Source organism: Actinoalloteichus spitiensis RMV-1378, assembly GCF_000239155.1.
Classification (GTDB): Bacteria; Actinomycetota; Actinomycetes; order Mycobacteriales; family Pseudonocardiaceae; genus Actinoalloteichus_B; species Actinoalloteichus_B spitiensis.
In genome coordinates this window covers 1-11,491 of sequence record NZ_AGVX02000328.1, presented here as the reverse complement: position 1 = coordinate 11,491, position 11,491 = coordinate 1, and the positions used below count along the sequence as shown (strand labels likewise).

Genomic DNA, 11,491 nt, shown 5'->3' with positions numbered 1-11,491 from the left:
GACCAGCTGCGCCGCGCCGCCCGTGCGGAGCGGGAGGCCCGGGCCCGGGCCGAAGCCGCCCGGACCGCCCGGGCGCGGGCGGCGGAGGTGGCCCGGGCGGTCGCCAGGGCGGGTGAGGCCGCGCTGGGAAGGCTCGCGGTCTCCGTGAGCGCCGCCGCGCACGCCAGGGACGTCGCCCAGGCCAGGCGCGCCGAACGCGAGGAGGCGTTGACGGCCGTCCGCAACCGGGCACGGGAACTCGGGACGGTGCTGGAGAAACTGATCGACGCGGCCCACCGGGACGAGGTGGTGCGGGCCGAGCGCCGCCTGCGGATCGAGCAGCTCGAGGCGAAGATCGCCGAGGATTTCGGTATCGGGCTCGACGAGCTGGTCGCCGAGTACGGCCCGACCGTCCCCGTCCCGCCGAGCCCGGCGGAACTGGCCGAGTTCGAGACCGCGCGTGAGCGCGGTGAGCAGGTGGTCGCGCCGGCCCCGGTGCCCTACGAGCGGGCGACCCAGCAGCGGCGCGCCAAGCGGGCGGAGCGGGACCTCTCCCTGCTGGGGCGGGTCAACCCGCTCGCCCTGGAGGAGTTCGCCGCGTTGGAGGAGCGTTACCGCTTCCTGTCGACGCAGCTGGAGGACCTCAAGGCCACCCGCCGCGATCTGCTGACCGTGGTGAAGGAGGTGGACGAGAAGATCCTGGAGGTCTTCTCCACCGCCTACACCGACGTGGCCAGGGAGTTCGAGATCGTCTTCGCCACGTTGTTCCCCGGAGGGGAGGGCCGGCTCGTGCTCACCGATCCGGACGACCTGCTCACCACCGGTGTCGACGTGGAGGCGCGCCCGCCGGGGAAGAAGGTCAAACGGCTCTCGCTGCTCTCCGGAGGGGAGAAGTCCCTGACCGCCGTGGCGATGCTGGTCGCGATCTTCCGGGCCCGACCCTCGCCCTTCTACGTCATGGACGAGGTCGAGGCGGCCCTGGACGACACGAACCTGCGCCGGCTCATCGGCCTGCTGGAGCAGCTCAGGGAGACCTCGCAGTTGATCATCATCACCCACCAGAAGCCGACCATGGAGATCGCCGACGCGCTCTACGGCGTGAGCATGCGGGGCGACGGCATCACGACGGTGATCTCGCAGCGGCTGCGGGATGCCGCGGACCGGGCGGGCGCGCTCGCCGCGGTGGCGGCGACACTCGACTCGGGTGGGGAGGAGACCGGCGCGGGGACGCCCGGTGAGTGAGGACCGTTCCGCCTCCGCCCTGGTGGTTCCGGCGGGTCAGCCGAGGCAGCGGGTGGTGGCGATGCCGCTGAGGAAGCGGCGCCACTCCGCCGACTCGAAGGTCAGCACCGGCCCAGTGGGGTTCTTGGAATCCCGGACGTCGATCACGTCGGGCCGCCGTGCGATCTCGACGCAGTTCCCGCCCCCGTTGCTTCGGCTGCTCTTCCGCCAGCGCACACCGGGCAACTGTGTGCTCACTCACTCTCCTCCTTGCTATCCCTCGTCCGCGGGCGGCAGCAGGGAGCGGGCCTCGGACCACCGTCCGAGGCCGCCCCGCCACACGAGCTAGCCTTCCAGGAACTCGTCGACCAGACGTTGGATCAGGCTCGCGGACTCCCCGGGCGACAGCGCCGTGTCGCGAAGGTGGTCGAAGATCTCGTTGTACCGGGCCACGTCCTCGGCGACCTCGATGTAGAGCCCCTTGCTCAGGGTCTCCAGGTACACGACATCGCCTTCGCCGTCGGGAAAGGACAGAGTGGTGAAGGCCGTGCCGAGGGAGGAGTGCACTCCGGCGCTGAACGGCAGCACCTGGATGGTGACGTTGTCCAGCTCAGCCTTCTCCAGGAGCCCTTCCAGCTGACGTGCCATCACCTTCGCACCGCCGATCAGCTGCCGCAACGCGGCCTCCCCGATGATCGCGTGCAGCGCGAGCGGGTCCTCCTCGCTGAGCCGGGACTGACGGGCCGCACGGAGCTTGGCCCGGCGCTCGATGGTGTCCGCGTCGATGTCCGAGCGCCAGGCCTGGATCACCTCCCGCGCGTAGTCCTCGGCCTGGAGCAGCCCGGGAATGAGGTCGATCTCGAAGGTGCGGATCTCGGAGGCGTCGGATTCCAGTCCGATGTACGATTCGAACCAGTCGATCACGGCATCGCCGTAGATCTCCCACCACCCTTTCCGCCGGCCCTCCTTCGCGAGTTCGATCAGGGAAGCAGCACGGTCGCCCGTCACCCCGTAGACCGCGAGCATCACCGTGACGTCGTTGGGGTGGGCCGCCTGCTGCGCGCGTTCCAATTTGGACAGCTTCGCCGGAGAGAAGTTCAACAGCGGCGACGCGGCCTCCAGGGTGAGCCTGGCCTGCTCGCGGAGTCGCCGTAACTCCCGAGCGAGTTGGCGCCTCCGTGCGGTCGGGTTGCCACGTTGGGTCACCCGTTCCTCCTTTGTCACCCCTACGAACGATCAAGCCCCGTTCCTACTGGACTCTACGGAGGGACGGGACCCCATCGCGTTACTCGTTCGGGTGAAACCATCGAAAGTGTCCGTTGGGCTCTTGTCTGGTTGAAAATTTCACGGGATGGTAGATCGGTGCTGGGTGCGCCGCATTCGCGGGGGCGGCCGACTACCGCGATCCCGCGCTGCGCGTCACCCGACGGTCCCGTACGACGCGCCACCACATTAGAGGGTCGGCTGCGCGGCTCGCGGTACTGACTAGGTCAGTAACCAGAAGAGGTGACAGGCATCATGCGAATGGCTGAGACGCGCACCTTCACTTTCTATCGTCGGGTGACGGGCAGTGATATTCGCAGCGGTCCTTGCACCAATCAGGTGGAGTTGAGTGAGGACAGGCGTGGTCTGTTCTTACGGTTGGCATCGACCGCCCGATTCTCCATCCTCCTGAACCGATCAGGTGTCACTGGGCTGATCGACGCGGTGGCGAACACCGCCGCTGCCGGTGCCACCCCCGGTGACGTCATGGGCACGCACGAACACCACGGCGCCCTGCGGATGCGGGTCACCGCCCCGGCCGACGGCGGGGCGGTCACGCTCACCCTCGCGCCCGGCGGCGACGAGATCAGCGTGGTGTTCTCCTCCCGGGAGCGTGAGGAACTCCTCGGGCACCTGCGCGGCGGTCTGAACCTGCTGCGCGGCCCCTGAGACCGCCCGCAGTCAGTCTGGCGCCAGCAGATCGCCGTACTCCGGGTGCCGACGGATCCACTGCGCCACGAAGGGGCAGCGCGGGCGCACCGCGAGCCCCCGACCACGCACGTCGTCGAGCGCGCGCCTGGTCAGCTCGCCGCCCACTCCGCGGCCCCCCAGCTCCGGCCGCACCTCGGCGTGGGTGAGGACCAGCACCCCCGGTTCCCGGCGGTAGTCGAGGAAGCCGCCGGGCCTCCCGTCCACGAGGACCTCGTAACGCGACCGTTCCCACACGTCCCGCACCTCGATGTCCACGCCGTACCGCCCTTCCCGTCGCTCCCGCGCGGCCCCACCCCGATCGTCCCGTCAGGAGGAGGTACCCGCCGTGTCGGCGTCCGACACCCGGGGGCGGGTCCCCGTTCCGCCGTCGGGCGAGACTGGGTCGTCGTCGCCGGAGGCGGGAGCGGGAACGTCGTCGCGGTGCCGCAACGACAGCAGGCCACCCACCACCAGGGTGATGAGCACGCCCAGCGGCGTGTACCACGGGAAGGCCAGCGCCAGGTCCTCTCCCCCGACCGGGATCTTCACCCCGAAGGCGATCAGCAGTACCCCCACGACAGTGCAACCGAAGGCGACCAGCGCGTCGCCCTGACGGGCCCGCTTCACCAGCAGCCCCAGCAGGAAGGCGCCGAGGAGCGCCCCGTAGGTGTAGCTCGCGATGCTCAGGCCCATCTCGACCACGGGGTTGTCCGTTCCCGTGAACAGCGAGGCGAAGACGACGAAGACCAGCGCCCACACCAGCGTCCAGATCCTGCCGTGCCGCAGGATCACGGAGTCCGCCAGCGGTCGCCGGCTGAACCGTTGGTAGAGATCGCTCACCGTCGAGGTGGACAACGAGTTCAGCGACGAGGACAGGGTGCTCATCGCGGCGGCGAGGATGCCGGCGACGAACAACCCCGACAGGCCGGGCGGGAACTCGGTGATGACGAAGGTGGGGAACAGGTCGTCGTTGGTGGCCATGCCGAGCTCGGCCGGCGCCGCGCCACGGTAGAACATCCACATCATGGCCCCGACCAGCAGGAACAGGGCGAACTGGAAGAACACCACGACGCCGCTGACGATCAGGGCGCGCTGGGAGTCGCGGACGTCGCGGCAGGCGAGCAGCCGCTGCACCATCAACTGGTCCGCGCCGTGGGAGGCCATCGCGAACACCGCCCCGCCCAGGACCGCGGTGACGAAGGCGTACTGGTTGGTCAGGACGTGCGAGCCGAAGTCGAGGAACTGGAGCTTGCCCGCCTCCACCAGCCCCGAGAACCACCCGTCCGGCAGCCGACCGGCGAGCAGCGCCACCGCGACGAACCCGCCCGCCGTGTAGAGGGCCATCTGCACGAGGTCCACCCAGATCACGGCCCTGATCCCGCCGAGGTAGGTGTAGACGACGGTGAACAGGGACAGGCCGAGGATGATCTGCCAGAACTCGGCCTCCACGCCGAAGGTCGCCAGGAGGATCTTGACCGGGATCGCGGTGGCGAACAGGCGCACCCCGTCCGCCAGCAGCCGGGTCACCAGGAAGGTCACCGAGGTCGCGCCCTGGAGCCCGCCGCCGAAGCGCTTCCCCAGGAAGGCGTAGGCGCTGACCAGGTTCCCCCGGAAGTAGCGGGGCAGCAGCACGAAGGCCACCACGATGCGACCGATCAGATAACCGATCGCCAACTGCAGGTAGGTGAAGGACCCCAGGTACGCGACCGTCGGCACGCTGATCACCGTCAGCGCGGACGTCTCGGTGGCCACCACCGAGAAGCACACGGCCCACCAGGGCAGGTTCCGGCCACCCACGAAGTAGTCGGAGGATGAGCGTTGCCTGCCCGCCAACAGGACGCCGAGCACCGGCATCAGCAGCAGGTATCCGACGATGACGGCAAGGTCCAGGGTGTGCACGGTGCCTCCCGATCAGATCGCGGTGGGGAGCTGCCGGTCGACCTCACCGAGTAGGAGGCGTCGGGGCCGCTGGGGGTGTGGTTGGGGCAGGGTCAACGGGTTCGCACCCGGGGTGATGGACCCGAGCAGCCTCGGACCGGAGGCACCGGTGGCCGACGGCAGGTTGGCTGGGAGGCCGTGCCAGCCGAGGAACCCGAGAAGCGCCGCGAGGCAGGCTTCCTTGCCGTCGGAGGGGAGACCGAGAGCCTCGGCGGTGACCACCTCGGCGGGTGCGACGGCCCTGGCCAGGGCGGACATCAGGGTGCGGTTGCCGACGCCGCCGCCCGAGACCACCACCCGGTCCGCCCGGTGCCGCGCGCACGCGTCCGCGACGGTGCGAGCCGTCAGCTCGACCAGGGTGGCCAGCAGGTCAGCGGTCCCGGGCCGCCCGTCATCATGGCGGTCCCCCCACCACGAGGCGAGCGCGGTGCGCAGGTAGTCGCCGTTGAAGTACTCCTTGCCGGTCGACTTCGGCGGCGGGGCCGCGTAGTAGGGATCGGCCAGCAGCCGGTCGAGCAGCCCGTCCAGCACCCTGCCGTCCGCCGCCAGGGTTCCCCCCGGGTCGTGGTCGTGCCGGCCGCCCGTCAGGTCCAGGCAGGCGGCATCGAGCAGTGCGTTCGCCGGGCCGGTGTCGTAGGCGACGACCTCCGGGCCCGAAGCCGCGGTGATGTTGGCGATTCCGCCGAGGTTGACGGCGACCGTGGTCCCGAAGCTCGACGACGGGACGGAGCCCGCCGAGGCGGCCGCCAACCACCACGAGTCCAACAGGGCCGCGAGCGGCGCGCCGTGGCCCCCGGCAGCGACGTCCCTGGCCCGCAGGTCGGAGATCACCGGAAGCCCCGTCGCCTCGGCGATCCAGGCCGGCTGCCCGAGCTGGAGCGTCCCCCGGCAGCGTCCGCCCTCCACCCAGTGGTAGACGGTCTGCCCGAGCGAGGCGACCAACCGGGCCTCGCCGCCACCCCAGCGGGCGAGGGCGTGTCGCGCGGCCGAGGCGAAGGCCTGCCCGACCTCGGTGTCCAGCTGGCAGAGCTCGGCGACGTCACACCGCCCGGGTGGGAGGGCCGCCGTCAGGCGCGCACGGAGACGCGGCGGGTACTCGACCGCGTCGGTGCCCAGCGCGTCGAGCCGCACGGCGTCCCCGGACAGCGCGAGGTCGACCACCGCCACGTCGACCGCGTCCATCGACGTGCCGGAGATCAAGCCGACCACCCGAAAACTCTTCACCTGATGTGGTCTAGAGCACTCCGCTGCTTCGCGCAAGTGGTTGATCGCGGTCAGTGATGCGCTGCGCGGTGCGGGGGCCGACGACGCCCCGGCGTCTCCGCACCCCGACCGCGAGGCGGGTGATGGGCGTCCAGTGCGAGGATGGGGCGGTGTCAACCACCCTGATCTGGATCATTGCCGTTGTTGCCGTGGTGCTGGTCGTCGCGCTGGTGACCGGTCTGCTCCTGGCACGCCGAAGGCGCATCAGCCTCCGCGAGGAGGCCCGGCGTTCCGAGGAGCTCGATCAGGGCCGCCGGGGCGCGCGGGGCGGTGGGTACCAGGCCGGCGGGGGAGTGAGCCTGTCCTCGGGCTCGGCCGCCCCCCCGTCGACGGAGTCCCCGGACCGCCCGGCCACGGCTCCCGCCCCCGACCAGGAACGCCCGCCGTCACCACCGCCCACGGCCGAGGTGACCGGTGAGGACGTCGAGCACCCGGTAGCCGAGCGGACCGAGACCGACGGGCAGCCCGGAGTCGGCGACGACGCCTCGGTCCCGCGCGACACCGCCCGCCGGGACGTGGTGGACGTCGAGCTCCCGGAGGACGCGGACCAGGCGAGCACCGACACCGCGCCCACCACGGACGTCCCCCCACGTCGTGCCCCCGAACCGCCGACCACCACGCCCCCGGCCGTCGAACCGCCGTCCACCCCCCTCCCCCCGGCCGAGACCTCCGTCACCGAACCGGAGGAGCCAGCCGCGCCCACCGAGCCCATCGCACCCACCACGGGACGGCTGGAGCGGCTGCGGGGACGCCTGTCCCGGTCGCGGTCCACCCTGGGCCAGAGCCTGCTCGGCCTGCTCGGCGCCGGTGACCTCGACGAGGACTCCTGGACCGACGTCGAGGACACGCTGCTGATGGCGGACCTGGGGGCCTCGGCGACCGCCGAGATCGTGGAGAAGCTGCGGGCCAGGATCGCGACCAGCGGAGCGCGCGACGCCGACCAGGTGCGGCGGATGCTGTCGGAGGTGCTGGTCGAGGCCCTCCAGCCGGGCTGGGAGCGGTCGGTCCGCGCGTTGCCGCACAGCGGCCGGCCGGCGGTGGTCCTCGTGGTGGGGGTCAACGGCACGGGCAAGACCACCACGACCGGCAAACTCGCCAGGGTCCTCGTCGCCGACGGCCGCCAGGTCCTGCTCGGCGCGGCGGACACCTTCCGGGCCGCGGCGGCGGACCAGCTCGCCACGTGGGCGGAACGCGTCGGCTCCGTCGTGGTCCGGGGGCGTGAGGGCGCGGACCCCGCCAGCGTTGCCTACGACGCGGTGCGGCAGGGCGTCGAACGGGAGGCGGACGCCGTCCTCGTCGACACCGCCGGCCGGTTGCACACCAAGACCGGGCTGATGGACGAACTGGGCAAGGTCAAGCGGGTCGTGGAGAAGCAGGCCGAGGTCGACGAGGTGCTGTTGGTGCTCGACGCGACCACCGGTCAGAACGGGCTGGTGCAGGCCAGGGTCTTCTCCGAGGTCGTCGACGTCACCGGGATCGTGCTCACCAAACTCGACGGCACGGCCAAGGGCGGGATCGTCTTCCAGGTCCAGCGGGAGCTGGGCGTTCCGGTCAAGCTGGTCGGACTCGGTGAGGGGCCGGACGACCTCGCGCCCTTCGAACCCGGCGCGTTCGTGCGTGCGTTGCTCGACTGAGCGACCTCCACCGGGTGGCTGAGGTGAGGCGCGGCACCCTCCCGCGAACACCTGAGGCCGAACGGTGGCACATCGGCCCCACCATTCGCCGGATCCCGCTAGGCCTCCAGGCGTGACCATTCCGCCGAACCGGTGGTCATGAGGTGAATTTTCGCCGTCCTGTCTGTCCATTTCGGGAACCGGTGTGCAGTGTTGGTCCACCCGCCGGCGCCGGCTGGGTGGCGGCGGTCCAACCTCACGATGGAGGACGGTCGAATGTTGCGAATACTGGGGCGGGTCGCGGTGGCGCTGCTGGCGTTGACCCTGTTCACCGGCACCGTGTCCGTGGCCACGGCGCCGGAGGCGCACGCCTACAACTGGACGAGAACACTGCGGGTGGGGGACAGCGGGGCGGACGTCCGTGAACTCCAGATCCGCGTGGCGGGCTGGGCGGCGAGCAGTTCCTCCCGCACCCACATCGCCATCGACGGCCAGTTCGGCCCGGCGACGGAGGGGGCGGTCCGCCGCTTCCAGTCGGCCTACGGCCTCGCGTCGGACGGCATCGTCGGCCCGGCCACCCAGGCACAGCTGAACTGGCTCGAGGCCTCCGACGGCTCCACCCGGCACTTCAACTTCTCCGAGTTCCACTCGAAGGACGGGGCCGGGTTCAGCGGCGGGAACGTCGGAGCATCCACCGTCCGGGAGAACGTCCGGCGGCTGATGTACAAGCTGGAGGCGATCCGCAAGAAGTCGGGTGACCGGCCCATCACGATCAACTCCGGTTTCCGCAGCCGGTCGCACAACTCCGCGGTCGGTGGCGCGGCCAACAGCCAGCACACGTACGGCATCGCCGCCGACATCGTGGTGAGCGGGCGCTCCGTGAGCCAGGTCATCGGCTACGCGCAGACGTCCGGCTTCTCCGGGATCATCCGGTACTCGACCTTCACCCACGTCGACAGCAGGGTGGAGTACTCCTACGGCGGCGGCGGGTACTACTGGGCCGTCTGACCTCGGGGCCCCCAGGTGAGGCCTGGGGGCCCCGCACGGGGCGGGAGCGCCAGGCGCTCCCGCCCCGTCCCGCGCTCCCGCCCCTGTGCCGCCGACACCCGCCCTGCGGGGGACGATCAGGGGACACGCCGTCGTAACGAGGAACATTCACAGTTCACGGCGTCGAAACGGCCCTGGACGACGACGGAAACAGCCGCCATCGATGCTCGCGCCAGTTCGGTCTACTGGAGGCGACATGGATAGTGGCGATTCCGCGTGGGTGCTCACCAGCGCTGCCCTGGTAATGCTGATGACGCCCGGACTGGCGTTCTTCTACGGCGGGATGGTCCGGGCGAAGAGCGTGCTCAACATGATCATGATGAGCCTGGGCAGCATGGCCGTCGTGGGCGTGCTGTGGGTTCTCTACGGCTACTCGATCGCGTTCGGGCAGGACGTCGGTGGTGGTCTGCTCGGTGACCCGACCGAGTTCCTCGGGCTCCGTGGCCTCATCGACGGATCGGCCATGTCGGGCTCGATTCCCACCATCGTGTTCGTCGCCTTCCAGGCGATGTTCGCGATCATCACGGTCGCCTTGATCTCCGGCGCCATCGCCGACCGTGCCCGGTTCGGCCCTTGGCTGATCTTCGCCGGGCTGTGGGCGACCCTCGTCTACTTCCCGGCCGCGCACTGGGTCTTCTCCTTCGACGACGAGGAGACCGGCTACGTCGGCGGGTGGATCGCCAACGGCCTGGAAGCCATCGACTTCGCCGGCGGGACCGCCGTCCACATCAACGCCGGCGCCGCCGCGCTCGCCCTGGCACTCGTCCTCGGTCGCCGTCGTGACTGGCCGCAGGACCCCGGGCGACCGCACAACCTGCCCTTCGTCGTCCTCGGCGCCGCCCTGCTCTGGTTCGGTTGGTTCGGCTTCAACGCGGGCTCGGCGCTGGCCGCCGACGCCACCGCCGGACTGGTCATGGTGAACACCCTGGTGGCCACCGGAGCCGCGATCCTCGGCTGGCTGCTCGTGGAGCGGATCCGCGACGGCCACGCCACCACCCTCGGGGCCGCCTCGGGCATCGTCGCCGGGCTGGTGGCGATCACCCCCGCCGGCGCCTCGGTGAGCCCGGTGGGCGCGGTGGTCCTGGGCGTGCTCGCCGGTGCCGTGTGCGCACTCGCGATCGGGCTGAAGTACCGGCTGGGGTACGACGACTCGCTCGACGTCGTCGGTGTCCACCTGGTCGGCGGCATGATCGGCACTGTCATGATCGGCCTCCTCGCCTCGGAGGAGGCCGGCGGAGTCGCCGGGCTGTTCTACGGAGGCGGCCTCGACCTGCTCTGGCGGCAGACGGTCGGCGCCCTCGCCGTCCTGGTCTTCTCGTTCGTCGTGAGCCTCCTGCTCGCACTCGCCGTCAAGGCGACGATCGGGTTCCGCGCCAGGGCGGCGGACGAGGACCTCGGCGTCGACCGCACCGAACACGCCGAGAGCGCCTACGAGCTGACCGGGTCCGCGACCGCGACCCGGACCGAGGTGCTCGGAGCGACCCAGGGCTCCGCCGAGGACGCGGTGGTGGCGGAGAGGAGTGCCCGATGAGGCTGGTCACCGCCATCGTCCGCTCGGCCGCGCTGGACGACGTCCGGGCGGGCCTCGACCGACTCGGCGTACTCGGCATGACCGTGAGCGAGGCGCGCGGGTACGGACGGCAGAAGGGCCGGACGGAGGTGTACCGGGGCGCCGGGTACTCCGTCGACTACATCACCAAGCTCCGGGTGGAGGTGCTGGTCGAGGAGAGCAGGGCCGAGGACGTGATCAGGACCGTGGTCGAAGCGGCACGCACCGGTGAGGTCGGTGACGGCAAGGTCTGGGTGACAGCGGTGGAGACCGTCGTGCGGGTCCGCACCGGCGAACGCGACTCCGAGGCGATCTAGGCCGACGCGCGACGTCCACCCCGCCGCCAGCCGACCAGCAGGGCCCCGTTCCCGTCCCCGGGAACGGGGCCCCGTCGCGTCCACCGTCCCCGCGTACCGATCCCTGATGAAGTCCGCGCGCCTAACCCCGTTCCGCCGTTCGGCCCCCTACCGTGATCACACCGCCCCGGCCTCGTGCGGAGTCCCCGTGACCGCCCCCACGCCAGGATGCGTAGGACTACACAGCCCGAATGAAGGGCCTTCACGCTGCCCTCGGAAGATCGCGGACGCCACTATTGATCACGTCAGGCCGGGAAGCCGGGCCTGCGAGGGAGCCGAGGGTTTCGCCCCGCAGGGGGTGGGGCGAAATCCGCACGCCACCGGTCGCGGCCTGACGGCGCGGTGCGCGGGCGGGTCCTCCGGGGGAGGAGGACCACCGCCCTGTCGGACCGGCGTCTGCTTCCGGGGTGACCGTACGAGGGGTCGGTCACCCCGGGGTGCCGGGCCCCGGTCGTGTCGGCGGACCCCGCTGTCCCACTGGGGGTGGGCGGCGAGGGGACCGTCCGACACGACCACGGCGCCCCGACCGCCGGAAGGCGGCGGGGCGCGGGGCCGGGGTGTGGGGTGGGGCC

The 11,491-nt window shown here is 71.1% G+C and carries 11 protein-coding genes; 6 read left to right on the top strand and 5 right to left on the bottom strand.

Going from position 1 to position 11,491, the window contains the following annotated elements:
• Positions 1–1,221 (top strand): AAA family ATPase (locus ACTIDRAF_RS0214915; RefSeq protein WP_026066129.1); only part of this gene is annotated, 1,221 nt, incomplete at its 5' end.
• 36 nt (positions 1,222–1,257) lie between these two features.
• On the opposite strand, the gene ACTIDRAF_RS0214910 is transcribed toward ACTIDRAF_RS0214915, so the two are convergent.
• Positions 1,258–1,458, bottom strand: coding sequence for a DUF397 domain-containing protein (locus tag ACTIDRAF_RS0214910; RefSeq protein WP_026066128.1), 201 nt, complete (start codon positions 1,456–1,458; stop codon positions 1,258–1,260).
• Positions 1,459–1,545: 87 nt separating this feature from the next.
• Positions 1,546–2,406 (bottom strand): helix-turn-helix domain-containing protein, encoded by an 861-nt coding sequence (locus ACTIDRAF_RS0214905; protein WP_016699532.1) that lies wholly within the window; start codon positions 2,404–2,406, stop codon positions 1,546–1,548.
• Positions 2,407–2,706: 300 nt separating this feature from the next.
• Between ACTIDRAF_RS0214905 and ACTIDRAF_RS0214900 the strand changes: the two genes are divergently transcribed.
• Complete coding sequence (locus tag ACTIDRAF_RS0214900) at positions 2,707–3,132, top strand: hypothetical protein (protein WP_157163044.1); 426 nt, start codon at positions 2,707–2,709, stop codon at positions 3,130–3,132.
• Between the two features lie 12 nt (positions 3,133–3,144).
• Here the strand turns inward: ACTIDRAF_RS0214900 and ACTIDRAF_RS0214895 are convergent, their stop codons facing one another.
• From ACTIDRAF_RS0214895 to ACTIDRAF_RS29025, 3 genes are read right to left on the bottom strand one after another with little or no spacing between them, the layout of a single operon-like run.
• A complete protein-coding gene (locus tag ACTIDRAF_RS0214895) occupies positions 3,145–3,429 on the bottom strand; it encodes a GNAT family N-acetyltransferase (RefSeq protein ID WP_016699530.1) in 285 nt (94 codons plus the stop codon).
• A 51-nt stretch (positions 3,430–3,480) separates the two neighbouring features.
• Positions 3,481–5,052 carry a sodium:solute symporter gene (locus ACTIDRAF_RS0214890; protein WP_016699529.1) on the bottom strand — a complete coding sequence of 524 codons (1,572 nt, stop codon included), beginning with the start codon at positions 5,050–5,052 and terminating at the stop codon, positions 3,481–3,483.
• Positions 5,053–5,064: 12 nt separating this feature from the next.
• On the bottom strand, positions 5,065–6,273 hold the full coding sequence (locus ACTIDRAF_RS29025; RefSeq protein ID WP_052168841.1) for an anhydro-N-acetylmuramic acid kinase: 1,209 nt from the start codon (positions 6,271–6,273) through the stop codon (positions 5,065–5,067).
• A gap of 164 nt (positions 6,274–6,437) precedes the next feature.
• Between ACTIDRAF_RS29025 and ftsY the strand changes: the two genes are divergently transcribed.
• From ftsY to ACTIDRAF_RS0214865, 4 genes are all read left to right on the top strand, one after another.
• The gene (gene ftsY, locus ACTIDRAF_RS0214880) at positions 6,438–7,988 is read left to right on the top strand and encodes a signal recognition particle-docking protein FtsY (RefSeq protein ID WP_052168840.1); all 1,551 of its coding nucleotides are present in this window, start codon (positions 6,438–6,440) and stop codon (positions 7,986–7,988) included.
• A gap of 255 nt (positions 7,989–8,243) precedes the next feature.
• The gene (locus ACTIDRAF_RS35325; RefSeq protein ID WP_016699526.1) at positions 8,244–8,975 is read left to right on the top strand and encodes a D-Ala-D-Ala carboxypeptidase family metallohydrolase; all 732 of its coding nucleotides are present in this window, start codon (positions 8,244–8,246) and stop codon (positions 8,973–8,975) included.
• A 235-nt stretch (positions 8,976–9,210) separates the two neighbouring features.
• Positions 9,211–10,545: an ammonium transporter gene (locus tag ACTIDRAF_RS0214870; protein WP_026066126.1), complete on the top strand. Its 1,335-nt coding sequence runs from the start codon at positions 9,211–9,213 to the stop codon at positions 10,543–10,545.
• Positions 10,542–10,880 carry a P-II family nitrogen regulator gene (locus ACTIDRAF_RS0214865; RefSeq protein WP_016699524.1) on the top strand — a complete coding sequence of 113 codons (339 nt, stop codon included), beginning with the start codon at positions 10,542–10,544 and terminating at the stop codon, positions 10,878–10,880. Before ACTIDRAF_RS0214870 ends, ACTIDRAF_RS0214865 begins: the two co-directional genes overlap by 4 nt.
• The last annotated feature ends 611 nt before the right edge of the window (positions 10,881–11,491 follow it).

Bases quoted from the DNA above. Each gene is read 5' to 3' on its own strand.
- ACTIDRAF_RS29025 (WP_052168841.1), bottom strand. From the start codon at position 6,273: ATGGACGCGGTCGACGTGGCGGTGGTCGACCTCGCGCTGTCCGGGGAC.
- ftsY (WP_052168840.1), top strand. From the start codon at position 6,438: ATGGGCGTCCAGTGCGAGGATGGGGCGGTGTCAACCACCCTGATCTGG.
- ACTIDRAF_RS35325 (WP_016699526.1), top strand. From the start codon at position 8,244: ATGTTGCGAATACTGGGGCGGGTCGCGGTGGCGCTGCTGGCGTTGACC.
- ACTIDRAF_RS0214870 (WP_026066126.1), top strand. From the start codon at position 9,211: ATGGATAGTGGCGATTCCGCGTGGGTGCTCACCAGCGCTGCCCTGGTA.
- ACTIDRAF_RS0214865 (WP_016699524.1), top strand. From the start codon at position 10,542: ATGAGGCTGGTCACCGCCATCGTCCGCTCGGCCGCGCTGGACGACGTC.